Source organism: Streptomyces sp. TS71-3 (assembly GCF_018327685.1).
In the GTDB taxonomy this organism is placed as follows: domain Bacteria; phylum Actinomycetota; class Actinomycetes; order Streptomycetales; family Streptomycetaceae; genus Streptomyces.
Window position 1 is genome coordinate 528,205 of record NZ_BNEL01000003.1, and the last position, 24,760, is coordinate 552,964.

At 75.1% G+C, this 24,760-nt stretch carries 22 protein-coding genes; 12 read left to right on the top strand and 10 right to left on the bottom strand.

Annotated elements, in window-relative coordinates:
• Positions 1 to 494: 494 nt before the first annotated feature.
• From Sm713_RS26670 to Sm713_RS26685, 4 genes are all read left to right on the top strand, one after another.
• Positions 495 to 1,889 (top strand): MFS transporter, encoded by a 1,395-nt coding sequence (locus tag Sm713_RS26670; RefSeq protein WP_374196074.1) that lies wholly within the window; start codon positions 495 to 497, stop codon positions 1,887 to 1,889.
• 68 nt (positions 1,890 to 1,957) lie between these two features.
• Positions 1,958 to 2,560 carry a DUF2771 domain-containing protein gene (locus tag Sm713_RS26675; RefSeq protein ID WP_308293194.1) on the top strand — a complete coding sequence of 201 codons (603 nt, stop codon included), beginning with the start codon at positions 1,958 to 1,960 and terminating at the stop codon, positions 2,558 to 2,560.
• Between the two features lie 56 nt (positions 2,561 to 2,616).
• Entirely contained in the window at positions 2,617 to 3,399 is a 783-nt protein-coding gene (locus tag Sm713_RS26680; protein WP_212914855.1) for a futalosine hydrolase, read from the top strand.
• A complete protein-coding gene (locus Sm713_RS26685) occupies positions 3,396 to 4,280 on the top strand; it encodes a 1,4-dihydroxy-6-naphthoate synthase (protein WP_212912620.1) in 885 nt (294 codons plus the stop codon). Before Sm713_RS26680 ends, Sm713_RS26685 begins: the two co-directional genes overlap by 4 nt.
• Before the next feature lie 51 nt (positions 4,281 to 4,331).
• Here Sm713_RS26685 and Sm713_RS41275 read toward each other — a convergent pair whose 3' ends face one another.
• On the bottom strand, positions 4,332 to 4,715 hold the full coding sequence (locus tag Sm713_RS41275) for a cold-shock protein (protein WP_212912621.1): 384 nt from the start codon (positions 4,713 to 4,715) through the stop codon (positions 4,332 to 4,334).
• A gap of 167 nt (positions 4,716 to 4,882) precedes the next feature.
• On the opposite strand from Sm713_RS41275, the gene Sm713_RS26695 reads away from it, so the two are divergent.
• The gene (locus tag Sm713_RS26695; protein WP_212912622.1) at positions 4,883 to 5,113 is read left to right on the top strand and encodes a hypothetical protein; all 231 of its coding nucleotides are present in this window, start codon (positions 4,883 to 4,885) and stop codon (positions 5,111 to 5,113) included.
• Positions 5,114 to 5,257: 144 nt separating this feature from the next.
• Here Sm713_RS26695 and Sm713_RS26700 read toward each other — a convergent pair whose 3' ends face one another.
• From Sm713_RS26700 to Sm713_RS26710, 3 genes are all read right to left on the bottom strand, one after another.
• Entirely contained in the window at positions 5,258 to 5,881 is a 624-nt protein-coding gene (locus Sm713_RS26700; protein ID WP_212912623.1) for an HAD family hydrolase, read from the bottom strand.
• A 190-nt stretch (positions 5,882 to 6,071) separates the two neighbouring features.
• Positions 6,072 to 6,923, bottom strand: coding sequence for a hypothetical protein (locus Sm713_RS26705; protein ID WP_212912624.1), 852 nt, complete (start codon positions 6,921 to 6,923; stop codon positions 6,072 to 6,074).
• Positions 6,924 to 7,176: 253 nt separating this feature from the next.
• Positions 7,177 to 8,349: a hypothetical protein gene (locus Sm713_RS26710; RefSeq protein WP_212912625.1), complete on the bottom strand. Its 1,173-nt coding sequence runs from the start codon at positions 8,347 to 8,349 to the stop codon at positions 7,177 to 7,179.
• A gap of 177 nt (positions 8,350 to 8,526) precedes the next feature.
• Between Sm713_RS26710 and Sm713_RS26720 the strand changes: the two genes are divergently transcribed.
• A complete protein-coding gene (locus Sm713_RS26720; protein ID WP_249416705.1) occupies positions 8,527 to 11,397 on the top strand; it encodes a helicase C-terminal domain-containing protein in 2,871 nt (956 codons plus the stop codon).
• 173 nt (positions 11,398 to 11,570) lie between these two features.
• The gene (locus Sm713_RS26725) at positions 11,571 to 13,220 is read left to right on the top strand and encodes a DNA repair helicase XPB (protein ID WP_212912626.1); all 1,650 of its coding nucleotides are present in this window, start codon (positions 11,571 to 11,573) and stop codon (positions 13,218 to 13,220) included.
• A gap of 46 nt (positions 13,221 to 13,266) precedes the next feature.
• On the opposite strand, the gene Sm713_RS26730 is transcribed toward Sm713_RS26725, so the two are convergent.
• Both Sm713_RS26730 and Sm713_RS26735 read right to left on the bottom strand, forming a co-directional pair.
• A complete protein-coding gene (locus Sm713_RS26730) occupies positions 13,267 to 13,470 on the bottom strand; it encodes a hypothetical protein (protein ID WP_212912627.1) in 204 nt (67 codons plus the stop codon).
• A 197-nt stretch (positions 13,471 to 13,667) separates the two neighbouring features.
• Positions 13,668 to 14,012, bottom strand: coding sequence for an EthD domain-containing protein (locus Sm713_RS26735; RefSeq protein ID WP_212912628.1), 345 nt, complete (start codon positions 14,010 to 14,012; stop codon positions 13,668 to 13,670).
• A 111-nt stretch (positions 14,013 to 14,123) separates the two neighbouring features.
• Between Sm713_RS26735 and Sm713_RS26740 the strand changes: the two genes are divergently transcribed.
• Both Sm713_RS26740 and Sm713_RS26745 read left to right on the top strand, forming a co-directional pair.
• Positions 14,124 to 14,732 carry a TetR/AcrR family transcriptional regulator gene (locus tag Sm713_RS26740; RefSeq protein ID WP_249416706.1) on the top strand — a complete coding sequence of 203 codons (609 nt, stop codon included), beginning with the start codon at positions 14,124 to 14,126 and terminating at the stop codon, positions 14,730 to 14,732.
• A gap of 403 nt (positions 14,733 to 15,135) precedes the next feature.
• Entirely contained in the window at positions 15,136 to 17,214 is a 2,079-nt protein-coding gene (locus tag Sm713_RS26745) for a UvrD-helicase domain-containing protein (RefSeq protein WP_212914857.1), read from the top strand.
• 1,517 nt (positions 17,215 to 18,731) lie between these two features.
• On the opposite strand, the gene Sm713_RS26750 is transcribed toward Sm713_RS26745, so the two are convergent.
• Positions 18,732 to 19,439: a copper homeostasis protein CutC gene (locus tag Sm713_RS26750; protein ID WP_212912629.1), complete on the bottom strand. Its 708-nt coding sequence runs from the start codon at positions 19,437 to 19,439 to the stop codon at positions 18,732 to 18,734.
• A 125-nt stretch (positions 19,440 to 19,564) separates the two neighbouring features.
• On the bottom strand, positions 19,565 to 20,284 hold the full coding sequence (locus Sm713_RS26755; RefSeq protein ID WP_212912630.1) for a maleylpyruvate isomerase family mycothiol-dependent enzyme: 720 nt from the start codon (positions 20,282 to 20,284) through the stop codon (positions 19,565 to 19,567).
• Between the two features lie 157 nt (positions 20,285 to 20,441).
• Between Sm713_RS26755 and Sm713_RS26760 the strand changes: the two genes are divergently transcribed.
• Both Sm713_RS26760 and Sm713_RS26765 read left to right on the top strand, forming a co-directional pair.
• A complete protein-coding gene (locus Sm713_RS26760) occupies positions 20,442 to 21,104 on the top strand; it encodes a hypothetical protein (protein WP_212912631.1) in 663 nt (220 codons plus the stop codon).
• 318 nt (positions 21,105 to 21,422) lie between these two features.
• Positions 21,423 to 22,757 carry a Cmx/CmrA family chloramphenicol efflux MFS transporter gene (locus Sm713_RS26765; RefSeq protein ID WP_212914858.1) on the top strand — a complete coding sequence of 445 codons (1,335 nt, stop codon included), beginning with the start codon at positions 21,423 to 21,425 and terminating at the stop codon, positions 22,755 to 22,757.
• On the opposite strand, the gene Sm713_RS26770 is transcribed toward Sm713_RS26765, so the two are convergent.
• Positions 22,642 to 22,953, bottom strand: a complete 312-nt coding sequence (locus Sm713_RS26770) for a DUF4031 domain-containing protein (RefSeq protein WP_212912632.1) — start codon at positions 22,951 to 22,953, stop codon at positions 22,642 to 22,644. The genes Sm713_RS26765 and Sm713_RS26770 overlap by 116 nt on opposite strands.
• 79 nt (positions 22,954 to 23,032) lie before the next feature.
• Positions 23,033 to 23,449 carry a hypothetical protein gene (locus Sm713_RS26775; protein WP_212912633.1) on the bottom strand — a complete coding sequence of 139 codons (417 nt, stop codon included), beginning with the start codon at positions 23,447 to 23,449 and terminating at the stop codon, positions 23,033 to 23,035.
• 140 nt (positions 23,450 to 23,589) lie between these two features.
• Between Sm713_RS26775 and Sm713_RS26780 the strand changes: the two genes are divergently transcribed.
• On the top strand, positions 23,590 to 24,516 hold the full coding sequence (locus Sm713_RS26780; protein WP_212912634.1) for a MurR/RpiR family transcriptional regulator: 927 nt from the start codon (positions 23,590 to 23,592) through the stop codon (positions 24,514 to 24,516).
• The last annotated feature ends 244 nt before the right edge of the window (positions 24,517 to 24,760 follow it).

The window sequence follows — 24,760 nt, forward strand, 5'->3', positions numbered from 1 at the left end:
ACGAGTGCGCCGTCCGCTCGGCGAGGGTGCGGACGGAGCGGACCGGGGGACCGCGTCGACGTCCGCGCCCGGTCGTCCTCGGGCGCGCCTGCTGATCCCATTCTGCGGGATGCACGCAGACGCGGGGGTGAGTGGACCGCCGCGGGGCGCGTTACGCACGCTACCCCTTCTGGAGCCACGGTCCCACACCACCGGGTGACCACGTGGTATGCCGCCCCGCTGTCCACGGCGGCGGGGGAGGGGCTTCGGAGGGGGATCGGAGCCGGCTTCCGAGCGGGTTCGTGGGGGCGGAGGGGGCTTCCGAGCGGGCTCGTGGATGTGTAGGGGGCTTCTTCGTCGGCCGCCCCGGCCCGGGAACGCGTCCCCGTGCGCCTCGTGGGCCGGCGTGGCCGGATGCGTTCGGTTCGCCCCCGCGACGGGCCCCTACCGCCATCCGTGCCGAGCGCGGAGCACGAATCAAGCTAGCTCCGGGTGTCTGGGGGCACTATGACGGAGTGGCAGCCGCACGGGCGTCTCTGACCGCCGGCGGACCCGGCCCGTTGCGCCGGACCGTCCGGATGCTGGGGCATGCCCTGAAGTTCCCCTTCGCCCTCACCGGGCGGGCGATCCGCAAGGCCACCCACGCCCACGGCGCCGGCGAGTCCGGGCTGGCCAAGCTGATCGAGCTGCACGGCGTCAACGGCGCAGGCGACGTGATGATCACCGTCGCCCTCGCGTCCACCGTCTTCTTCTCCGTGCCGACCGACGAGGCCCGCGGCCGGGTGGCCCTCTACCTGGCCGTCACCCTCGCCCCCTTCGCCCTCCTCGCCCCCGTCATCGGCCCCTTCCTCGACCGCATCCCGCACGGGCGCCGCGCCGCCATGGCCACCGCGATGCTGGCCCGCGTCCTGCTCGCGCTGCTGCTGTCGAACGCCGTCGTCACGGGATCCCTGGAGCTGTACCCGGCCGCGCTGGGCGTGCTGGTGGCGTCGAAGGCGTACGGAGTGGTGCGCAGCGCGGTCACGCCGCGCCTGCTGCCGCCGGGCTTCTCGCTGGTGAAGGCGAACTCCCGGGTGACGCTCTGCGGCCTGCTCGCCACCGGTGCCGCCGCCCCGATCGGTGCGGCGCTGCACCTGGCCGGTGCCCGCTGGCCCCTGTACGGCGCCTGCGTGATCTTCATCGCGGGCACTGTGCTCTCCTTCCAGCTGCCTCCGAAGGTCGACTCCGGCAAGGGCGAGGACAAGGCGCTGCTCGCGTCGGACGAGGAGCACCTGCACGGCCTGCGCGAGGCGGCACATGTCCGGCGTCCGGGGCTGCGCTCCGTCGGGCCTGCGGTGACGCACGCCCTGGCGGCCAACGCGGTGCTGCGCTGGCTCTCCGGGTTCCTCATCTTCTTCCTGGCGTTCCTGCTCCGCGAGCACCCCCTCGCGGGGCAGAGCGCCGCGGTCTCGCTGGGCGCGGCGGGCGTCGGGGCGGGGGCGGGCAACGCGCTGGGCACGGCCGTCGGCGCGTGGCTGAAGGCCCGGGCACCCGAGCTGATCGTCGTGACCGTGGTCGCGCTGGCCGCCGGGGTCGCCGTCGCCGCCGCCGCGCTGTTCGGCGCGCTGCTGGTGGCGGTCCTGGCCGCGGTCGCCGGGTTCGCGCAGGCGCTGGCGAAGCTGTCGCTGGACGCGATGATCCAGCGGGACGTGCCGGAGGTGGTGCGCACGTCCGCGTTCGCCAAGTCGGAGACAGTGCTCCAGATGGCGTGGGTGGTGGGCGGCGCGATCGGCATCGCGCTGCCGCTCAACGGCACGCTGGGGCTGTCGGTCGCCGCGGCGGTGGTGGCCATCGGCTGGCTGACGACCGTCCGGGGGTTGCTGTCGTCGGCGCGGCACGGCGGGGCGCCGGGCCGCACGCGCGTGGTCTGACCCCGCGCCCGGGTGACCCGTGGGGGCACCTCCCTCTCCCGTGGGGCACCGGGGGATAGCCTGCGCCCATGAGCTCCCCGCCCCCGGCGGGTCCGCGCCCGCCCCGCGCACTCCACCCGGCGGGCCCGCACCGGCCGCGCCCGTCACGCCCGGCCCCCGGCGCCCGGTCCCGGCGCCCCGGAACGGTCCCGGCCCACCGGTCGCACCGGTCCCGTGTCCGCCGCCTCCGCCCGGCGACCGCCGCCGGCGCGCTCTGCGCGGCGCTGCTCGCGCTCTCCGGGTGCGAGAAGCCGACGCCGCTGGCCACGGTCACCGTCGGCGAGGACTCGGTGCACACGGCAGCCGCGTGCTACCACGGCGGGAAGCGGATCCCGGCGCCGGAGCTGGCCCAGTGCCTGCGGCAGCGCCACTTCCACGGCGTCGGGGTGGACCCGGACGCCACGGTCAGGTTCGGCGTGGACCCGGCCATCGCGGACGAGGGCTGGACGATCCTGCTGAACGGCCGGCCGATCACCGACCCCACCCCGAAGACCTACCGCACCATCCCGGGCAGCGTCTTCTTCAACCCGCAGTTCGGGGCGCGGGGCGGCGCCAGCACCGTCAGCATCCTGGAGGGCAGCGCGAGCCGGCCGATCGGCCTATGGTCGTTCACGTTCAAGAAGCAGACCTGAACGGCCGGACGGCCACGCAGAAGATCCGATCCACCACGAAGGACGCCCAGGCCCCCATGCGCATTCTCGTCGCCACCGCGGTCGCCCCGGAACAGGACGCCGTGGCGCGGGCGCTCGCCGCCGACCGGGCCCGCGGCGGGGTCCACGACCAGCGGATCCCCGGTGCCGCCCTGCTCGCCCTGGCCGGCTCCCCCGCGGAGCCCGATGCGCCCGCGGCACGGGACGGCGGCGTGCCCCCGGCCGCCCGGGGGCCCCGCTGGGACCTGCTGACCGCCGGCGTCGGACCGGGCCGTGCCGCGGCGAGCACCAGCGCCGCGCTCACCGCGGCCGCGCTCGCCGGCGAGCCGTACGGGCTCGTGGTCTCCGCCGGCATCGGCGGCGGCTTCGCGCCCGTGGCACCGCCCCTGACGGTCGTCGTCGCCGAGGCGATCACCGCCGCCGACCTGGGCGCCGACACCCCGGACGGCTTCCTCCCCGTCACCGCCCTCGGCTTCGGCACGGTCACGCACCGGGTGCCGCCGTCCCTGGTCCGGGAGGCCGCCGCGGCGACCTCCGCGGTCACCGGCACCGTGCTCACCGTCTCGACCGCGACCGGCACCGCCGAGCGGTGCGCCGTACTCCGCGAACGCCACCCGGACGCCGTCGCCGAGGCCATGGAGGGCTTCGGGGTCGCGGAGGCCGCCTCGGCACACGGCGTGCCGGTCCTGGAGGTGCGCACGATCTCCAATCCCGTCGGCCCCCGCGACCGGGCGGCCTGGCGGATCGGGGAGGCGCTGGCGGCGCTCACGGAGGCGTTCGGGAAGCTGGGACCCGTACTGGAAGGTTGGAGACAAGCATGAACGCCACGCCCGGAACGACATCCGCCACGGCGGCCGGAACGAAGCCCCTGCGGATCGCCTACTCGCCCTGCCCGAACGACACGTTCACCTTCGACGCCTGGGCGCACGGCCGCGTCCCCGGCGCCCCCGCGCTGGACGTCACCTTCGCCGACATCGACATCACCAACGGCATGGCGGAGCGCGGCGAGCACGACATCCTCAAGGTGTCGTACGCGGTGCTGCCGTGGGTGCTCGACGAGTACGCGCTGCTGCCGTGCGGCGGCGCGCTCGGCCGGGGCTGCGGGCCGCTGGTGCTGACCGCCGAGCCGGGCCGGGACCTCACGGGCGCGGTGGTCGCGGTGCCCAGCGAGAAGTCGACCGCCTACCTGCTCTTCAGGCTCTGGGCCGCGGCCACCGTGCCGGGCGGGGTCGGCCAGATAGTCGTGCTGCCGTTCGACCAGATCATGCCCGCGGTGCGGGACGGCAAGGTGGACGCCGGCCTCGTCATCCACGAGGCACGCTTCACGTACCAGAACTACGGGCTGCACTGCCTCGCCGACATGGGCGAGCACTGGGAGTCCACCACCGGCCTGCCGATCCCGCTCGGCGCCATCATCGCCCGCCGCTCGCTCGGCACGGACACCCTGCGGCGGCTGGCGGAAGCCGCACGCAGCTCGGTCCGGATGGCCTGGGACGACCCGGAGGCATCCCGTCCGTATGTCCTGGAGCACGCCCAGGAGATGGACCCCGCGGTGGCGGACCAGCACATCGGTCTCTACGTCAACGAGTTCACCGCGGATCTCGGCGAGGACGGGTACGCGGCGGTGCGGGGGCTGCTGGAGCGCGCCGCGACGGAGGGGTTGGTTCCGGGGGTGGGGGCGCAGGCGCTGGCGTTTCCCTGACGGGGGCCCGCGGGAGTGCCGGGATGGGTGGCAGGTCCCGCGGGGGTGTTCTCACACGTCCAGCTGGTCCGCCACCGCGCGGAGCAGGCCCGCGATCTTCTTGCCGGACGTCTTCTCCGGGTAGCGGCCCTTCTCCAGGATCGGGGTGATGTTCTCCAGCAGCGTCGTCAGGTCCTGGACGATCGAGGCGAGTTCGTCGGGCTTGCGGCGCTGGGCCGCGGCGACCGAGGGAGTGGGGTCGAGGAGGGTGACGGACAGTGCCTGGTCCCCGCGTTGTCCGGCCACGACGCCGAATTCCACCCGCTGTCCCGGCTTGAGCACGTCGACGCCGGCCGGCAGGACTGAGGAATGAACGAAGACGTCGCCGCCGTCGTCGCGGGAGAGAAAGCCGAAGCCCTTCTCGCTGTTGAACCACTTGACCTTGCCGGTGGGCACCTGAAGTCCTCGTCCTCGTACTCGGGTCATGCCGCTTCGTCGCAGAAAAACGGCTTCGGATAGCACTACAGCGGGTCACCCGACCCGCCGTCACCAAGGCTAATGGTCCCGTGGCTGGTGACAAGACGCCGCCGGAGTTCCTCCGGGCTGGGAACTACCCTGGTGGGGTGCGTGACAAAACCACTCGGAGCGACACCGGTTCGGGAGAACGGCTGGTTCGAATCGGTGCGATCGTTTTCTTTGCCGGGGCCGTGGCCACGCTGGTCACCGTCGCACCGCTCTTCCTCGGGGTCAAACCTTTTCCGCTGTATATGTTCGCCCTGAGCATGCTGATGGCCGTGGGGTTCGTGATGGCCGCGGCGGGATTGCTGAGGGTGGCATGGAGGCAGCGGCGATAACCGCCGGTTCGCCGGTTTTCCGTTCACTGGTCCGGGAGTTCGCGGGGGCCGGGAGTTCACAGGTCCGGGGAGTTCGCGGGCCCCGGAGTTCGGCTGCCCGGACTTCAGCGATCCGGGAGTTCGGCGGTGCGCGGTCCGGCGTTGTCAGGCCGCGACGGCGATGTGGTCGTCCAGCCACTTCGGGAACTCGCCCAGACCGGCGAGGACGGTGTGCGCGCCCGCCGCGCGGAGCTCGTCGGCCGAGCAGGGGCCGGTGGCCACCGCGACGGACAGCGCGTCCGCGGCGCGTGCGCCCCGCACGTCCCCGACGTGGTCGCCCACGTAGACGCTCGCACCGTGCAGGCGCAGGGCCTCCGCCTTGCCCTCCGCCCACAGGTCCCCGACCACGACGTCCGCCTCGATGCCCAGGTGGCGGATGTGCAGGAGGGCGTTGGGCTGGTGCTTGGCGGTGACCACGACGGCCCTGCCGCCGGCCGCGTGGACGGCGTCGACGGCCTCGCGTGCGCCGGGCATCGCGAGGGTGGCCGCGATCGCGTGGTCCGGGTACATCGCGCGGTAGAGGTCGCTCATCTCCGCGACCCGCTCGGCCGGGACCCAGTGCGCCATCTCCTCGTCGATCGGGGGGCCGAGGCGGCTGACGGCCAGGTCGGCGTCTATGTGCACGCCGGTGGCGGTGCTGATGGCCCGGTGGACGGCGCGGATTCCGGGGCGGGAGTCAATGAGGGTCATGTCGAGGTCGAAGCCGACCGTCAGGGGGCGGGAGCTCATACCGCCATTGTGCGGGTCGCGCGGCGGGGTGCGGCGGGGTGCGGTGGGTCGCACGGCGGTCGGTAGCGGTCGCGCGGCGGTCTGTGGCGGGTCGCGCGGCGGTCTGTCGCGGTCGCACGGCGGTCTGTGGTGGGGCGCGCGGCAGGCCGCGGTGGCTTCCGTCGTGGTGCCGGGACGACCCCGGCCCGGCTCACCGGGAGCAGGTGACCGTGGGGCCGGCGATCATGCCGCCGGTGACGTTCTGCCCGGCCGGCGCCCAGTACCCGAGCATGGACACGATCGTCGAGCACTCGCGGCCCAGCGTGACGTGCACGACCACCCGCGCCGGCCGTCCCGGCTGCACGTCCGTGAGCGCGCAGTCCAGCGCGTGCCCGTCCCGCGCGGTCGACGGGTAGCGCCCCGTGAGGGGGTTCACGCACCGCCCGTCCGTCGAGGCCAGGACGATCCCCGACGACTCCTGCCCGATCATCCCGACGCGCGCGCTGCTGTCCCCGTCCCCGGTCCGGGAGACCGTGTACGTGAGGGTGGTCGTCCGGCCGGGCCGCACCACCCGCGGGTGCACCTCGATCCGCCGGGTGACCGGCGGCTTCGCGGCGGTGAGGGTGAACGTGCCCCGCACCTGCCGCCGCACCGCGGGCGCCGTCCCGTCGCCGGTGCGCGCTTCGGCCGTGGCCGTGATGTCGTACGTGCCGGGCCCGGGGTAGTCGGCCCGCCCCGCGAGCGCGCCCGAGGCGACGACGGCCCCGCCGCGGCCCGCCGCACGCGCCTGCCAGGTACCGGACACCCGGCAGCGGCAGGGTTCGAACGCCGACACCGTCATCGCGGCACCGGCGACCGTGACGCACAGCCCGGCGCCGTGGCGGTCGGCGGGAGCGCAGTACGTGGCGGGCGCGGGCACGGGCGGGGCCGGGTCCCGGGGCGCGGGAGCGGGCGCCGCGCCCGCGGGCGCCGGCCACAGCAGCGCGCCGGTGAGTGCGGCCGCGAGCGCGGTCGCGGCGGTGGCCCGGACGGATCCGGAGCGCGGTCTGGGGGCGAGACGCATGGGGCACTCCCGGCGGGATCTGGGGCGGAGGGGCTGGTCCGGCACAGATCCTTCCGGGAGCGCCCGCCTCCCGCGCGCGGGGTGGGCCGATGGGAGGCGCAGTGTACTCCGTGTGCGGGAGCCTGGAACCCGGCGTGCGAGGCACCACGGGCGCTACTCCTGCTGTCCGGCTGAGCGGGGCACCCGCCAGGGGCGCGGGAAGCTGCGCGAACCGCCACGGCTCCGGGCACTGGGGAACGCCGATCGGCCACCCCTAACGCCCGCGCTGCGACCGCCATATGAGGAAGAGCGCCGAGGCGAGGGCGGCGGCGCGCACCACCCACGGCCAGGTGCCGTCGACCGCGACGTTCATGTGTCCCTGGGCGATGGGCTCGCCCCAGCGCCCGTTCTGCCGGCCCCACAGCCAGATCACCCCGCCGGCGGCGGCGAGGCCGGGCAGGATGACGACCGCCCACTTGGTCTCCGCCGCCGTCAGCCGACGTGACGCGTAGGCGATGACCCAGCCGACGCCGAGCACGATCCAGTTGCTCGCCGCGGCGCCCGCGATGAGGAGGGCGGCGGCGAGCAGCAGCAGGGGGTTGGTCCAACGCCTGGCCCGCCCCGTCGCGGCCGCGGCCCCCGCGGCGCGCCGCGACCGCAGCAGCCCCCGCCGCCCGGCGCGCGCGGGCGGGGCGGCCGGCTCGGCGGCGGGCGCTCCGGGCGCCCCGCCCGGGGCGGGCTCCACCGCCGCCTCGCCCTTCGCCTCGAACGGCCGTACCGGGGGCGGCTTCAGTATTTCCGGGATCTCCACGCCGCCGGTGAAGCCGGGCACCATGCCGGGTCCGCCGAGCGGTTCCGCGTCGAAGCGCCACCAGTCGGGCTGGGAGCCGGGCGGGCCCAGTTCGTCGGAGCCGGCGAGGTGCGGCGGGGAGGGGCCGTCGAGCGGGACGGCCTCGTAGACGGGCAGTTCGGGCGCCACGGACTTGCCGGACCCGGATCCGCCCCCGGCCTCCGTGTCCGCCTGCGGGGAGCGGGGCCCTGGCATCCGGCGGCGCAGCCCGCGGGGCAGCGGGGACCGCTTGCGCGCCGGCCCGTCACCGTCCTGCGCGGCGCTCTTCCCGGCGGCGTCCCGTCCCGCGCCGCCCCACCCGAACCGTTCCGACGTCCGCTCCGACGTCCGTTCCGGCTCCGGCTCGGCCCTCGGCGGCGCCGGAGCCGTGCCGCCCGCGGCCGTGACCACGTCGTCCGGGCTGCCGAGCCGGGACAGGATGCGGCGGACGGCGGCGGGGCTGTCGCCGCCACCGCCACCGCCACGGCTCCGCTCGATCTCGCCGCGCAGTTCGGTCACCAACCGCATCCGCTCGGACGACGGGAGTTGCCGCTGCTGGGCAAGGTCGCCGACCTTGCTCAGATAGTCCAAGACGAGCCGATCGCTCTCGATCCCCACGAAGTCCCCTCCGGGACGCACCCGTTCCAGTACCCGGCCCGACGGTACCGCGCCCCGCCCGGCCCCGTGGCCCACCGGTGCCCGGGGCGTGTTCCGGCGCCGCTGGTGCGGACCCGGTGCAGAGCCGAGACGGACACCACCCCCGTGATGTCACCCGCACCCATTACCGTGAACAGGATGAGCAGTCATGCACCCCAGGACGGCGGCACCGCACCCCGCTCCCTCGCCGAGGACCTCCGCCTCCGCGCTGACTCCTCCCTTGCCGCCCTCCTGCGCGCCCGCCCCGACCTGCTCTCCCCCGTCCCCGGCGACCTGACGCAGCTGGCCACCCGTGCGGGCACCCGTGCGTCCGTGGTGCGCGCGCTGGGCCGCCTGGACCTGTTCGCGCTCCAGACCGCCCAGGCCCTGGCGGTCGCGCCGGAGCCCACGCCCTACGCGACCCTGCGCACGCTCCTCACCGGAGACACCGGCCTCTGCGAGGACACCGGCTCAGGGGACTCCGGCTCTCGGAACACCGGTTCTCGGAACACCGGCCTCACCGGGGACCCGGGCGGGACCCCCGCCCCGGATGCACCCGGGGACCCGGGCGGGACCCCCGCCCCGCATACCCCCGGGGCCGCATCCCCCGCCACCGTCGCCGGCGCCCTCCCCCGCGCCCTGGCCACCCTGCGCGAGCAGGCGCTGGTGTGGGGCACGGACGAGCAGCTGCGCCTGGTGCGCACGGCGCGCGAGCTCCTGGCGCCGGCGCCGCGGCACCCGTCGCCGACCGGTCTGGGTCCGACGGTCGCGGAGGCCGCCGCGGGGATCTCGCCGGGCCGGATCCAGGAGATCGTGGTCGCGGCGGGACTGCCCACGACGCACGACTCGGTCTCCGCGGTCGCCGCGCTGTCCGGCCTGTTCGCGGACCGGGAACGGATGGCGGACCTGCTGGAGAAGGCGCCGGCCGCGTCGCTGGAGGTGCTCGACCGGCTGGTCTGGGGGCCGCCGTACGGGCAGGTGACGGCCGATCCGGCGGCGCACCTGCGCTGGCTGCTGGACCGCGGCCTGCTGCTGCCCACCTCGCCCGGCACCGTCGTGCTGCCCCGCGAGGCGGCCCTGCACCTGCGTGGCGGCCGAGCGCACCGCGACCTGGAGCCGCTGCCGCCGGAGGTCACTACCGCGGCGGAGCACCGGCCGTACTCTCAACGGGTCGTGGACAGCACTGCGGCAGGCCAGGCGCACACCGCGCTCGCCACCGTCGAGGAACTGCTCAAGAACTGGGGCGCGGGCGGTCCGCCGGTGCTGCGCGCGGGCGGGCTCAGCGTGCGCGACCTGAAGCGGACGGCCGCGCTGCTGAACGTGCCCGAGCAGACGGCCGCGTTCTGGGTGGAGCTGGCGTACGCGGCGGGTCTCGTGGCGTCCGACGGCGGTTACGAGGGCGCGCACCCGGACGACGCGGCGGGCACGCGGCGCGAGGCCGAGCGGTACGCCCCCACGCCCGCGTACGACGACTGGCTCGACCTGCCCGCCGCGCAGCGCTGGGCCCGGCTGGTGTCGGTGTGGCTGGCGGCCACCCGGACGTCCGGCGTGGTCGGCGGCCGGGACGGCAAGGACCGCGTGATGTCGGCGCTCGGCCCCGGACTCGACCGCTCCGCGGCCCCCGAGGTGCGGCACCGGGTGCTCACCCTGCTCGCCGCGCTCCCCGAGGGGACCGCGCCCGACCATGAGGCGCTGCTGGCCCGGCTGCACTGGGAGCGGCCCCTGCGCGGGTCGGCGCCCGGCCAGCCGGTGACGGCGGGCCAGGCCGAGCCGCCCGGGCCCCGCCGCCCCGGCTCCGCCTCCGCCGACCCGGGAGCCCGCCGCCCGGCTCCGTCCGACCAGGACGACCCGGGCGCCCTCAGCCGGTCCCGGCTGCACTCGACGGCGGTGGCCCCGCTCGCCCGGTGGACGCTCGCGGAGGCGGAACTGCTCGGCGTCACGGGCCGCGGCGCCCTGTCGGCACACGGCCGCGCCCTGCTCGGCGCGGCACGGGAGGACGGCGCCGGGGGCGCGCGGGCAAACGACACAGGGACCGCGCGGGCGGACGACTCCGGGGCCGCTCGGGCGGTGGCCGCCGCCGAGGCCGCCCGCCGGCTCGCGCCGCTGCTGCCGGAGCCGCTGGACCACGTGCTGCTCCAGGCCGACCTGACCGCCGTCGCCCCCGGCCCGCTGCTCCGGCCGCTCGCGGCGATGCTCGACGTGCTGGCGGAGGTGGAGTCCAAGGGCGGCGCGACCGTCTACCGCTTCACGCCCGGCTCGGTGCGGCGCGCGCTGGACGCCGGCCAGTCCGCCGCCGAGCTGCACGCGTTCCTCGCGGCGCACTCGCGCACTCCGGTGCCGCAGCCGCTGTCGTACCTCATCGACGACGTGGCGCGCCGGCACGGCCACCTGCGGATCGGTGCCGCGGCGGCGTACGTGCGCTGCGACGACGACGCCGTGCTGGGCGAGATCCTCGCCGACAAGCGCGCGGCGGCACTGCGGCTGCGCAGGCTCGCGCCGACGGTGCTGGCCGCCCAGGCCGACCCGGCGACGCTCCTCGACGGGCTGCGGTCCATGGGGTTCGCGCCGGCCGCGGAGTCACCGGATGGCGATGTACTGATCACCCGCGCGACCGCACACCGGACACCGCCGCGCACCGCGCCCGAGCCGGTGCCCGACGGCCCCCCGCTGCCGGACGGCACGCTGCTGGGCGCCGCGGTACGGGCGATCCGGGCGGGTGACGCGGCGTCCACGGCGCCCCGCAAGGCCGTGCCCCAGGCCGGCGGTCCGACCGGGGTCCCGGCCGCCCCGGCGTCGGGTCTGCCCCGGACGAACTCGGCGGACACGCTCGCCACCATGCAGGCGGCCGTGCTGGCCGGGGAGCCGGTGTGGATCGGGTACGTGAACGCCGACGGCGCGGCGAGCCAGCGCGTGATCGCCCCCATCAGCGTGGAGGGCGGCTTCGTCACCGCCTTCGACCACACCGCGGACGAGGTCCGCACCTACCCCCTCCACCGCATCACGGGCGTCGCGGAACTGGCCACGGAGTAGTCCGCACCGGCCACGGAGTAGTCCGCCCGCCCGCCCCGCCCGGTAGACTCCGTTATTTGGCGTCTGTTCGGCGCCGGAGCGGAGGCGCCCCGCGCGAGCCGGGAAGACCCGCACACCCCAGCACACGACCCCGACCCCACCACCCCACCACCACCTCCGCCGGAGGCCCGAGCGTGTCCTGCCTGATCGTCCAGTCCGACAAAACCCTCCTCCTCGAAGTCGACCACGAGCAGGCCGACGCGTGCCGCCGCGCCATCGCCCCCTTCGCCGAGCTGGAACGCGCCCCCGAGCACATCCACACCTACCGCGTGACCCCCCTCGGCCTCTGGAACGCCCGCGCCGCCGGCCACGACGCCGAGCAGGTCGTGGACGCCCTGGTGCAGTTCTCCCGCTACCCGGTCCCGCACGCCCTCCTGGTCGACATCGCCGAGACCATGGACCGCTACGGCCGCCTCACGCTCAGCAAGGACCCGGCGCACGGTCTCGTCCTCACCACCACCGACCGCCCGGTGCTGGAGGAGATCCTGCGCTCCAAGCGCATCAAGCCGCTGGTGGGCGCCCGGATCGACGACGACACCGTCGCCGTCCACCCCTCCGAGCGCGGCCAGATCAAGCAGACGCTGCTGAGGCTCGGCTGGCCGGCCGAGGACCTGGCGGGCTACGTGGACGGCGAGGCGCACGCCATCGAGCTCGCACAGGACGGCTGGGCGCTGCGCCCGTACCAGAAGCAGGCCGTGGAGAGCTTCTGGCACGGCGGCTCGGGCGTCGTCGTGCTGCCCTGCGGCGCCGGCAAGACGCTGGTCGGCGCGGGCGCGATGGCCGAGGCGAAGGCGACGACGCTGATCCTCGTCACCAACACGGTCTCGGCCCGGCAGTGGAAGCACGAGCTGGTCGCCCGCACCTCCCTCACCGCGGACGAGATCGGCGAGTACAGCGGGACGAGGAAGGAGATCCGCCCGGTCACCATCGCCACCTACCAGGTGCTGACGACCAGGCGGAAGGGCGTCTACCCGCACCTGGAGCTCTTCGACTCCCGCGACTGGGGCCTGATCCTCTACGACGAGGTGCACCTGCTCCCGGCGCCGGTCTTCAAGTTCACCGCGGACCTCCAGGCCCGCCGCCGGCTCGGGCTCACGGCGACGCTGGTACGGGAGGACGGCCGCGAGTCGGACGTGTTCTCGCTGATCGGCCCGAAGCGGTTCGACGCGCCGTGGAAGGAGATCGAGGCGCAGGGCTACATCGCGCCCGCGGACTGCGTGGAGGTCCGGGTCAACCTCACCGAGCGCGAGCGGCTCGCGTACGCCACCGCGGAGACCGAGGAGAAGTACCGGTTCTGCGCGACGACGGACAGCAAGCGCCGGGTCACGGAGGCGCTGGTGCGCCGGCACGCGGGCGAGCAGACGCTGGTGATCGGCCAGTACATCGACCAGCTCGACGAGCTCGGCGAGCACCTGGACGCTCCGGTGATCAAGGGCGAGACGACCAACGCCCAGCGCGAGAAGCTGTTCGGCGCCTTCCGTGAGGGCGAGATCTCGGTGCTCGTGGTCTCCAAGGTGGCCAACTTCTCGATCGACCTGCCGGAGGCGACCGTCGCGATCCAGGTGTCGGGCACCTTCGGCTCCCGCCAGGAGGAGGCCCAGCGCCTCGGACGCGTGCTGCGCCCGAAGGCGGACGGCCACGAGGCGCGGTTCTACTCGATCGTCGCCCGCGACACCATCGACCAGGACTTCGCGGCCCACCGCCAGCGCTTCCTGGCCGAGCAGGGGTACGCCTACCGCATCGTCGACGCGGACGACCTGCTCACGGGCGAGCTGGAGGCGTGACCGTACGCGACCGGAGGAGTACCCGGGGCCGGGGGCGGGACGGCGCTCAACGGCGCCGGATCCTCACCCCCGCCTCCTCCCAGTACTCCCCGAGGACCGCCACCTCGAAGGCGGAGGACACGTAGACCCTGATCGCCCGCAGCCCCTCGCCGAGGCGGTGCTGATGGGACGTCCCGGTCGCGGCCGAGGCGCCCGGCGGGCGGGGCGGCACGGCGGCCAGGTTGAAGGAGAAAGCCGATCCGCTGCTCATCCCTCTATGGTCGTTTCCGCCCAGTTCAGAGGCATCAGCCCACAGATGTAATCACTGCCCCCGTCCCCGTACGCCCCGGGGCCGACCCCGTACACCCCGGGACTGACCCCACCGAGCCCGCGCCCCTAGGGGAGCCGGTCCGGCTGGACGGGTCCGCCTCCCGTGTCATCCGGACGTGACGCCGTCCGGACGTGACGTCATCCGGACGTCACGCGTTCGTCGTCGGCGAAGGACAGGTGGCGTGACCTGTCGAGGAACCTCGCCTCGTCGTCGGGGACCCGGCTCCCTGCCGCGCCCAGGGCGTCGAGCCACCGGTCGAACGACTCCCGATCCGCGAAGGCCACCTCCGTCACCACGTCGAAGTCGATGTCGTCCTCGCGAAGGTTCAGTTCATCGCCGCGGACGACGTAGTGCCGCTTGTAGACGTCCGGTGCCGGCGCCAGGTCGAGGATCAGCGGCACGTGGTGGTTCTCGTAGTAGTCGATGAAGTCCTCGGCCGTCATCCCGTCACGTTTCGTGAGGAAAGAGATCTTCTTGTACATCCGCGGGCCTCCCTCCCCCCCCCATAACCGGGGAGTCCCCCGGTTGTACCTGAAGTACGCTAACCGGGGAGGTCCCCGATTGGCAAGGACGGGGCGGAGTGGGAGGTGCCCGTGTCACAGCCGATCGCCGGCTCGCCCCGCGCGGAGCTGGCACGACTGGCCAGTCCTCCGCTGCGTGCGGACGCGCGGCGCAACTACGAGGCGGTGCTGGCCGCTGCCGCGGAGGTGTTCGGGGCAGGAGGGCCGGACGCGTCACTGGACGAGATCGCCCGCCGGGCCGGCGTGGGCAACGCGACCCTCTACCGCCACTTCCCCCACCGCCGCGACCTCCTCATCGCGGTCTGCGTCGACGAGGTCGAAAAGCTCTGCGTCATCGGAGAGGAACTCCGGTCCCAAGGCCATGGACCTTCGGGTGACGCGCTGGAGTCGTGGCTGCACGCCTACATCGACCACGTCCGTACGCGAAGCGGCCTCGGCGCCGCGTTCGCCACCGGGAACAGCCAGGACTCCCCGTTCGTCGCCACCTGCCGGGCCGCGGTGGGCGAGGTCGGCTCGGCCCTGCTGCGGGATGCCCAGCAGGCCGGGACCGCCCGCGCCGATCTCCGCCTCGACGACCTGCTCACGCTGGCCAATGCGATCGCCATCGTCACGGAGTCGAGCACCGGGGATCAGGCGAGGGACCTGCTGAAGCTGGTGATGGAGGGGGTCAGGCCCCGGTAGGCCGCCGGGGCAGCTTGCCGGGGCAGGCCGCCCGGAGGACGTGGGGCCGGAGGACGTGGGGGAGGGAAAAACCCTTAGACCGCCCACACCCCACCGGGTAAACTCCACCCTCTTGCCCGCCTCCCTCCCGTGGAGCGCCGCCGCCCGGACGGAAACCGGCCGGCTCTTCGCGCGCGCCAACGCGCACCCACCGCACCCCCGCCCGGCCGCCCGGCGGCACCCCGCGCCCTCGTGCGCTCCGCCACCCGCGCCGGCCGGCCTGTTCGTCACGCTCCCGGAGGCAGTACCCGTGTCCACCCCACCCGCCGACCCCCACCCCGCCGGCACCCGCGCCGACCCCGACCCCGACCCGCTGGCCCGCGAGCAAGCGCACCTGACGGCCTCCCGTACGGCCCTGCGCGCCATGCGCGAGGACGTCGAATCCCTGGACATCCGCGACGTCACGGCGAACTGGGTGAACGCCGAGGTCCTCCAGCGCCAGATGGAGGCCCGCATCAAGGCCCTGGCGGACCTGGCCCACACGCCCCTCTTCTTCGGCCGCCTCGACTACCGCCACGCCCCGGGCCTCAAGCGACCGGCCGGGGCGGAAGGGCCCGAGGGGCCTGAAGGATCCGACGGACCCCTCACCGGATCACCCGGCGGCACCGCCGCGGACCGCGGCCGTCCGGCGGACCAAGCGGTGAACGCGGACGAGGCGACCGCCCTCTACATCGGCCGCCGCCACGTCCACGACGCCGACGGCGACCCGATGGTGATCGACTGGCGCGCCCCGGTCTCGCAGCCGTTCTACCAGGCGTCGAAGAAGAACCCGATGGACGTCGTGCTGCGCCGCAGGTTCGGCTACACCGGCGGCGACCTGACGGCGTACGAGGACGAGCACCTGACGGACCCGGCCGAGGCGGTCCGGACCAGCCGGCTGCTGCAACAGGAGATCGAGCGGCCGCGCGTGGGCCCCATGCGGGACATCGTGGCGACCATCCAGCCCGAGCAGGACGAGATCGTCCGGTCGGGGCTGACCGGCACGGTCTGCGTGCAGGGCGGTCCCGGCACCGGGAAGACCGCGGTGGGCCTGCACCGCGTCGCGTACCTGCTGTACGCCCACCGCGAGCGGCTGGCGCGGACCGGCACCCTCGTCATCGGCCCGAACGCGTCGTTCCTGCGCTACATCGAGCAGGTGCTGCCCGCCCTCGGCGAGCTGGAGGTGAAGCAGGCGACGGTCGGGGAACTGGTCGGGCAGGTGCCGGTGCGCGGGACGGACGACCCGGCCGCCGCGCTGGTCAAGGGTGACGCGCGGATGGCGGAGGTGCTGCGGCGTGCGCTGCGCTCGCACGTGACGCCGCCGCGGGAGCCGCTGGTCGTGGTGCGGGGCTCGCGCCGCTGGCGGATCCCGGCGCACGAGGTGGCGGAGATCGTGGACGAGCTGCTGGCGCGGGACATCCGCTACGGCGCCGCCCGCGACGCCCTCCCGCAGCGCATCGCGCACGCCGTGCTGGTCCGCATGGAGCACTCCGGAGAGGCCCCGGACGACCGCGTGCAGGACGCGGTGGCGCGCAACGCGGCCGTGAAGGCGGCGGTCAAGGCGGTCTGGCCGGCGGTCGACCCGGCGAAGCTGGTGCTGCGCCTGCTCACCGACGGCGACTTCCTCGCCGCGCACGCCGGCGGGCTGCTCAGCGAGCAGGAGCAGAAGACGATCCTGTGGGCGAAACCGGCCCGGAGCGTGAAGTCGGCGCCGTGGTCGGCGGCCGACGCGGTCCTCATCGACGAGGCGTCCGACCTGGTCGCGCGCACCCCGTCGCTCGGGCACGTGGTGCTGGACGAGGCGCAGGACCTGTCGCCGATGCAGTACCGGGCGGTGGGGCGGCGCTGCTCGACGGGGTCGGCGACGGTCCTCGGCGACCTCGCCCAGGGCACCACGCCGTGGGCCACGGAGAGCTGGGACGAGGCGCTGGCGCACCTGGGCAAGCCGGACGCCCTGGTGGAGGAGCTGACGGCGGGCTTCCGGGTGCCGCGCGAGGTCATCGCGTACGCGTCGCGCCTGCTGCCGGCCATCGCGCCGCAGCTCACCGAGGTGGCGTCGGTGCGGGAGTCCCCAGGGTCGCTGGAGGTACGGCGGGCGGCGCCCGAGGAGCTGACGGACGCGGTGGTGGACGCCTGCCGCGCGGCGCTGCGGCACGAGGGGTCGATCGGCCTGATCGCGGCGGACGTCCGCGTTCCGGTACTGGCCCGGGCGCTGGCGTCGGCGGGCCTCGCGCACCTGGCCCCCGGCGAGGAGACCACGCTCGCCACGCGCCTCACGCTGGTCCCGGCGTCGCTGGCGAAGGGCCTGGAGTACGACTACGTGGTCGTCGACGAACCCGAGGCGATCATCACCGGCGAGCCCGACGAACGCACCGGCCTGCGCCGCCTGTACGTCTGCCTCACGCGAGCGGTCTCGGGGCTCACGGTCCTGCACGGGGCGGCTTTGCCGCCGCAGCTCGCGTGAGGGGTGACCCTGCCGGGGGGTGACCCTGCCGGGGTGACCCCTTGCCGGCGGGTGGGTCCCTGCCGGGGGGTGCCCTCCGGGCGGGTGCTTCCGGTTATTCCGGGATCGTCCCCCGCCGGTTGGGTGCCCTCCGGGCCGGGTGCTTCCGGTTATCCCGGGATCGTCCCCCGCCGGTTGGGTGCCCTCCGGGCCGGGTGCTTCCGGTTATCCCGGGATCGTCCCCTGATGGGGGTGCTCGCGCAGTTCCCCGCGCCCCTTATAGGGCGCCTTCCGGTTCGCTGTGGGTGCGGGGCCGCGGGGGGATATCCGTCCTCGGTCCGGTCCCGTCACCGTCCACCGGACACTCCCCCTGGGCCTGGGACCGGCCGCTGCGGGCGGACATCCCCCCACGTCCCCTCCCGTTTCGTACGCGGCTGCGGGCCGGTGGGACAGCGCGAAGTGGGAGCGGGGCTGCACTCGGAACAGCCGGGGGCCTGCCCCTCCCCACCGGCCGGCAGTCGCCGGCGAGACGTGCCCCCTTCGCCCCATCCGCGCAGGAGACACGAACCCCCACCGGCCGTTAGCCGCCGATGCGACGTGAGGGGACGTGGGGGGATGTCCGCCCGCAGCGTCCTGCGTCAGGCCCAGGGGAACCCTCTGGTTGACGGAGGACGCGGGACCGAGGACGGATATCCCCCCGCGGCCCCGCCCCACAACGAAACAGAAGGCGCACCGGCCACGACGAAGGCCGCGCACAAGAGACCGCCGGAGCCCCCGCGACCCGAAGGGGCGCGGGGAACTGCGCGAGCAACCAGCCACCGGGCGGACGATCCCGCAAAAACCGAAACCACCCTCCCCGGAGGGCACCCCCGGCAGGGAACCACCCCCCGACAAGGGGCCACCCCGGAAAACGGCCGGCCCGCGTCAAGCGCCAAGCACCGGCCACGACGAAGGCCGCGCACAAGAGACCGCCGGAGCCCCCGCGACCCGAAGGGGCGCGGGGAACTGCGCGAGCAACCAGCCACCGGGCGGACGATCCCGCAAAAACCGAAACCACCCCGCCCCGAGGGCACCCCCGGCAGGGAACCACCCCCCGACAAGGGGCCACCCCGGAAAACGGCCGGCCCGCGTCAAGCGCCAAGCACCGGCCACGACGAAGGCCGCGCACAAGAGACCGCCGGAGCCCCCGCGACCCGAAGGGGCGCGGGGAACTGCGCGAGCAACCAGCCACCGGCGGACGATCCCGCAAAAACCGAAACCACCCCGCCCCGAGGGCACCCCCGGCAGGGAACCACCCCCCGACAAGGGGCCACCCCGGAAAACGGCCGGCCCGCGTCAAGCGCCAAGCACCGGCCACGACGAAGGCCGCGCACAAGAGACCGCCGGAGCCCCCGCGACCCGAAGGGGCGCGGGGAACTGCGCGAGCACCCCCGCCAACAGACGATCCCGCAAAAACCGAAACCACCCCGCCCCGAGGGCACCCCCGGCAGGGAGCCACCCCCCGACAAGGGGCCACCCCGGAAAACGGCCGGCCCGCGTCAAGCGCCAAGCGCCGCCCGCCACGACGAAACCGCCCCCGCGGAAACCCGCTCCGTCCAGCCCCCGGGCCGCGCCGCACCGCCGATGTGGAACGCCCGCACCCCCGCGGCCAGCAGCCCCGCCACATGCGGCAGCCGCAAACCCCCGCCCACCATCAGCTCCTGCTCGTACCCGGGCTCGCCCCGGCGCCCGGCCTCCGCCAGCAGCACCTGCATACCGTCGTCCACTCCGCGCGCGGACCCCGCCGTCAGGTACGTGTCGAGCCCCGCGGCGTCGGCGAGCTGCTTGCGCAGGGCCGCACGGTCCGCCGCGCGGTCGATGGCCCGGTGGAACGTCCACCGGCAGCCGTGCAGCGCCCCGACCAGGTCCTCCAGCACGGCGAGGTCCGGTGCCCCGGCCTCGTCCAGGAACCCGAGCACGAACTCCTCGGCGCCCTCCGCCCGCAGCTCCCCGGCCCGGCGCACCAGCGCGGCGACGTCCGCGGGCGCCTCCAGCGTGAACCCGTCCGAGGGCCGGAGCATCACGCGCACCGGGATGCGCACGGCCGCGCACACCGCGGCGACCGTCGCGTGGGACGGGGTCAGCCCGTCCGCGTCCATCTCGGAGACGAGTTCGAGCCGGTCGGCGCCCCCTTCCTCCGCGGCCACCGCGTCCTCGGCATCGAGGGCGATCACCTCCAGCAGCGCACGGCCGGCAGGCTTGCTCATGGAACCCCGCTCCTCGATAGACGGACGACGGACAGAACGGACAGGGGGTACGGACTACCGCCTCAATCTACAGGTCTAGTCCACTTACCGCCGGGCCACCGGGCCACCGCGCCGCCGCCCCGCCCTCACCTGAACAGCCGCAGCTCCCCCTCCCGCGCCCCCGCCAGCTCGTACCGCGCCCCCACGACCGGCCGCCCCGCGTAGAGCCGTACCAGCGTCGGGGCGTCCCCGATGTAGCGGGCCGGCGGCGCGTCGCCCGCCGGGGCGCCGAGGAGCAGCGGCTCGTCCTGGTCGTCCAGGTCGGCGTGGAGCGCCGGGTGCTCCCGCGCCCGGGTGACCCCGGCCAGCAGCAGGAGGGCGGCCGGCAGCCCGTCCCCCGCGTACGCCCCGGGCTCCCCGAACGCGTCCCGCACGTCGCCGGCGTGCACCCACTCGCCGAGCGCCACGCGGTCCAGCGGTCCGCCGGCCGCGGCGATGACGGGGCCCGCGTCGGTCATGCCGCGTTCCAGCTCGTCCAGCACCCGTTCGATCGGCCAGTCGGCGCGCTCGGCGACGTCCCGCTCGTTCGCCTCGGGCGTGAAAGCGCCGTCACCGGTCCGCCCCTCCACGACCCGCAGCAGCGCCGCGGCGCAGTGCGCGAGCACATGGCGGACCGTCCAGCCGGGGCAGGCCGTGTAGGTGGCGAAGTCGGCGGCGTCGCGGGAGCGCAGCAGCGGCAGCAGCGCGTCGCGTTCGAGCCGCAGGAGTTCTCCGGGGAGTTCGGGGTCGCGGTTCTCCGCGCCGTTCGCGGCACCGGGCCGCCCGGAATGGCGTGCGTTGAGCTCATCGCTTACGTCAGCAGTCATGGCTCCACGCTAGGGGCAACCCGATGCCCAGGACCCGGCCCACGCCCGATCCCCGGACCCGGCCCACGCCCGCTCCCCTCACCGGCCGGTTACCTGCCGGCTTCCCGTACCGGACCGCCACCCGCCCCCTCCCGGGCCCCCGCGGATAATGGCCCGCATGGCCGACCTCCCGCCGCACCCCGCCCACGACGACCTCCGCGCACGCTGGCGTGCGGCCCTGCTCGCCGCCCGTGGGGGCGCGCCCGGCCCCGACCCCGCGCCGTACGCCGAGAACCTGCTCGCCCGCTGGGCCGAACCCCAGCGGCGCTACCACACAACCGACCACCTCGCGGCCGTCCTCGACCGCATCGACGTCCTGGAGTCGTACGCGCGGCAGCCCGCGGTGGTCCGGCTGGCCGCATGGTTCCACGACGCCGTGTACCGCCCCGACCGCTCCGAGAACGAGGAGCGGTCCGCCGCGCTGGCCGAGCGCGCGCTGCCCGAGGCGGGGCTCGGGCCCGAGTCCACGGCGGAGGTGGCCCGCCTGGTCCGGCTCACCTTCGGCCACGACCCGGGGCCCGGCGACGCCGACGGCGAGGTGCTGTGCGACGCGGACCTGGCGATCCTGGCCGCGCCGGCCGCGGAGTACGCGGCATACGCCGCGGCGGTCCGCGAGGAGTACGGGTTCGTGCCGGACGACGCCTTCCGCGCGGGCCGCGCCGGCGTACTGCGCCAACTCCTCGCGCTCCCCGCGCTGTTCCGCACGCCGTACGGCGCCGAGCACTGGGAGGCCGCGGCCCGCCGCAACCTCACCGCGGAACTGGAACTGCTCTCCGTATGACGCGGGGTCAGGACGGGAATGGGGCCGGGGGGAACCCCTGTTCCCCTGGACATGTCCTCACCCGAGCCCACCGGCCCGAGTCCCCTGCCCACCGGCCCGACGCCGGAGCCCACCAGCTCCGCTCCGGAGCGCACCAGCTCCGTTCCGGAGCCCACCGACCCCGCTCCGGGGCCCGCCGGCCCCGGCTCCGGGGCCGTCCCCCGTTCCGGACCGGCCGCGCCCGGCGCCCCGGCTGACGGCGGGCGCACCCCGGCCCCCGCGGTCGCCTCCCCGGCGCGGCGCCTCGATCCCCCCGCCCGTTCGCGCTCCCGCGCGCCCATGCCCCTGGCCGTCTACGTGCTGGGGCTCGCTGTCTTCGCGCTGGGCACGAGCGAGTTCATGCTGTCCGGGCTGCTGCCGCCGATCGCCGACGACATGGGGGTGACCATCCCCCAGGCCGGCCTGCTGATCTCGGCCTTCGCGATCGGCATGGTGGTCGGCGCCCCGCTGCTCGCGGTGGCGACGCTGCGGCTGCCGCGCCGCGCGACCCTGCTCGCGCTGATCGCCGTCTTCGGCCTGGGCCAGGTCGCGGGGGCGCTGTCGCCCTCGTACCCGGTGCTGTTCGCGTCCCGGGTGGTGAGCGCGCTGGCGTGCGCCGGCTTCTGGGCCGTGGGCGCGGCGGTCGCGATCGCGATGGTGCCGGTGACGGCGCGGGCCCGCGCGATGGCCGTGATGATAGGCGGGCTGTCGATCGCGAACGTGCTGGGCGTGCCGGCCGGCGCCTTCCTCGGCGAGGGCCTCGGCTGGCGTTCGGCGTTCTGGGCGGTCGGCGGGGCGTCGGCGGTGGCGTTCGCGGGCATCGCGACGCTGATCCCGGCCATCCCCCGGCCCGAGCGGATGCCGCAGCTGCGCCGCGAGGCGCGCATCTACCGCGACCGGCAGGTCTGGCTGACGGTCGTCCTCATCGCGCTCTCCGCGGGCTCCGTCTTCTGCCTGTTCAGCTATCTCGCCCCGGTGCTGACGCAGGTCGCGCACCTGGGCGACGGCTGGGTGCCGACGGTGCTGGCGCTGTTCGGCGTGGGCGCGCTGATCGGTACGGCGGTCGGCGGGCGGATCGCGGACGCGCACCTGTTCGGGGTGATGTTCTCCGGCATCGCGGCGAGTGCGGTACTCCTCGCCGCGCTCGCGCTGTTCGGCGGGTACCCCGTCGCCGCGGTGGGCCTCTCCCTGCTGCTGGGCGTCTCCGCCTTCTACACGGCTCCGGCGCTCAACGCCCGGATGTTCAACCTGGGCGGCGCCGCGCCGACGCTGGCGGGCGCGACCACCACCGCCGCCTTCAACGTCGGCAACTCCGGCGGCCCCTGGGTCGGTGGCACGGTCATCGACGCGGGCTTCGGCTACGCGGCCACGGCCTGGGCGGGCGCGGCGATGGCGGTGGCCGCGATCGCCGTGGTGGCCGTCTCGGCACGCCTGCACCGGACGACGCGGACGCCGAGCCGCATGGTCGCCGCCTCCGCCGGTGCCCTCTCGGGCCCGGCACCGGCCGGCTCCCGTCCGGCTACCGCCGCTCCGACTCCTCCGACTCCCGCCCCTGTCGCCCCTGTCGCCCCTGCTGCCCCTTCCGCCTCCGCAGCCCGGCAGCCGTCAGCAGACGCACCACCTCACGACTGCTGACCCGCACGGCACCGGCGCGAACGGCGTCGGCGTAGCGGTGCGACGGCAGGTCGTAGTGGTCGCGCTCGAACCCGCGCGGCGGCACGCCGATGCGGGCGGCGAAGGCGTGCAGCTCCTCGTACGAGACGTCGCTGACGAGGTGCGACCACAGGCGGTCATGGCCGGGCCAGGTGGGCGGGTCGATGTAGATGGTCATGACGCCCCGCCGGGGCGCACCGTGCGGTGGCTCGCGGACGCCCCCATGGGGCCGGCAGGGCTCATACGACCCATACCGCTCACAGGGACTGCGCCCCGCCGCCGTGGCCCGGCGCGGTGCCGAGGTCGCCGACGGGGGCCACCTGCACGCCCGTCTCGTGGCACACCCAGTGCGGATCGGGGCCCAACTCGGGGCGGACGTCGAGGACGTGCGGCTCGTGGGTGCGGCACACGGGGCACAGCGGCCACCGCCCGTACCGTTCGAGCAGGGCGTCCTGCACGTCCTGGGCGACCAGGCCCGCGACGTACTGCGCGCCCTCCGGCCACTGCTCGACCCACCACCGCCGGTGCGCCACCGCGTCCTCGACCATGGAGACGATGTCGGCGTCCGTCACGTCCCCCACGGCGAGGTCGGCCAGCACCAGTGCCCTGGCCGCGTGCAGGGCGCGCTCCAGGGCGCCCACCGCGGCCGTCTCGGGATCTTCCGAATCCGCCATGCACTCCATTGTGCGCTCCCCGGGTGCGGCGCGGCCCTGAACCGTCCGGGCGGCGCCATAGCGCCCCGGCGCGCGATGCCCGTATCGTGCGCTCCCGCACCCCCTTGACCCGTCGGCCCGCTCGAAAATATCTTTCAGACGTGACCAATAACGTGAAGGAAATTTTCCTAGGGGAGACGCCGCCCGCCCCGGCGGCGCTCGCCGCGAAGGTCCGCACCCTGGCACCGTCCATGACCCGCTCCATGCAGCGGGTCGCCGAGGCGGTCGCGGGCGACCCGGCGGGCTGCGCCGCGCTCACGGTCACCGGCCTCGCCGAGCTCACCGGCACCAGCGAGGCCACCGTCGTGCGCACCGCCCGCCTCCTCGGCTACCCCGGCTACCGCGACCTCCGCCTCGCGCTGGCCGGCCTCGCCGCGCAGCAGCAGTCCGGCCGCGCCCCCGCCGTCACGGCGGACATAGCGGTCGACGACCCCATCGCCGACGTCGTCGCCAAGCTCGCCTACGACGAGCAGCAGACGCTCGCCGACACGGCAGCCGCGCTGGACACGGTGCAGCTCGGCGCCGCCGTGGGCAGCCTCGCCACCGCCCGCCGCATCGACATCTACGGCCACGGCGCCTCCTCCCTGGTCGGCCAGGACCTCGCCCAGAAGCTGCTGCGGATCGGCCTGATCGCGCATGCGCACGGCGATCCCCACCTGGCCATCACGAACGCCGTGCAGCTGCGCGCGAAGGACGTGGCGATAGCGATCACCCACTCCGGTTCGACGGGCGACGTGATCGAGCCGCTGCGCGTCGCCTTCGAGCACGGGGCGACGACGATCGCGATCACGGGCCGCCCCGACGGCCCGGTCACGCAGTACGCGGACCACGTGCTCACCACGTCCACGGCCCGCGAGAGCGAGCTGCGCCCGGCCGCGATGTCGTCGCGCACGAGCCAGCTCCTCGTCGTGGACTGCCTCTTCATCGGCGTGGCCCAGCGCACGTACGAGACGGCGGCGCCCGCGCTCTCCGCGTCCTACGAGGCGCTGGCCCACCGGCACACGCCCCGCCCCGGAAGCCAGCGCTGACCAGCGGTGCTCCCCGGAACCTCCGACCGGCCCGCCCGGCTCCCCGCGCCACCCGCATCACCGCCCGCACCCCGTCACCCCGTACCGTCGCATCCCCCTGTGCGGGGCGTGTGCCGCTGGGCCGCCCCCGTGCGGTCGTACGCTCCGGCCGCGCGCCTGCGCACCGTCAGCAGCAGCCCCGCTCCACCGCCGCACACGTCACATGCGAACCCCCACTCGCGAACCCACACTTTCGCGACCAAGC

Coding starts and splice junctions, on each gene's coding strand:
- Sm713_RS26675 (WP_308293194.1), top strand. CDS start 1,958: ATGAGCTCCCCGCCCCCGGCGGGTCCGCGCCCGCCCCGCGCACTCCAC.
- Sm713_RS26680 (WP_212914855.1), top strand. CDS start 2,617: ATGCGCATTCTCGTCGCCACCGCGGTCGCCCCGGAACAGGACGCCGTG.
- Sm713_RS26685 (WP_212912620.1), top strand. CDS start 3,396: ATGAACGCCACGCCCGGAACGACATCCGCCACGGCGGCCGGAACGAAG.
- Sm713_RS26700 (WP_212912623.1), bottom strand. CDS start 5,881: ATGAGCTCCCGCCCCCTGACGGTCGGCTTCGACCTCGACATGACCCTC.
- Sm713_RS26705 (WP_212912624.1), bottom strand. CDS start 6,923: ATGCGTCTCGCCCCCAGACCGCGCTCCGGATCCGTCCGGGCCACCGCC.
- Sm713_RS26720 (WP_249416705.1), top strand. CDS start 8,527: ATGAGCAGTCATGCACCCCAGGACGGCGGCACCGCACCCCGCTCCCTC.
- Sm713_RS26730 (WP_212912627.1), bottom strand. CDS start 13,470: ATGAGCAGCGGATCGGCTTTCTCCTTCAACCTGGCCGCCGTGCCGCCC.
- Sm713_RS26735 (WP_212912628.1), bottom strand. CDS start 14,012: ATGTACAAGAAGATCTCTTTCCTCACGAAACGTGACGGGATGACGGCC.
- Sm713_RS26745 (WP_212914857.1), top strand. CDS start 15,136: ATGCGCGAGGACGTCGAATCCCTGGACATCCGCGACGTCACGGCGAAC.
- Sm713_RS26750 (WP_212912629.1), bottom strand. CDS start 19,439: ATGAGCAAGCCTGCCGGCCGTGCGCTGCTGGAGGTGATCGCCCTCGAT.
- Sm713_RS26755 (WP_212912630.1), bottom strand. CDS start 20,284: ATGACTGCTGACGTAAGCGATGAGCTCAACGCACGCCATTCCGGGCGG.
- Sm713_RS26760 (WP_212912631.1), top strand. CDS start 20,442: ATGGCCGACCTCCCGCCGCACCCCGCCCACGACGACCTCCGCGCACGC.
- Sm713_RS26765 (WP_212914858.1), top strand. CDS start 21,423: ATGCCCCTGGCCGTCTACGTGCTGGGGCTCGCTGTCTTCGCGCTGGGC.
- Sm713_RS26770 (WP_212912632.1), bottom strand. CDS start 22,953: ATGACCATCTACATCGACCCGCCCACCTGGCCCGGCCATGACCGCCTG.
- Sm713_RS26775 (WP_212912633.1), bottom strand. CDS start 23,449: ATGGCGGATTCGGAAGATCCCGAGACGGCCGCGGTGGGCGCCCTGGAG.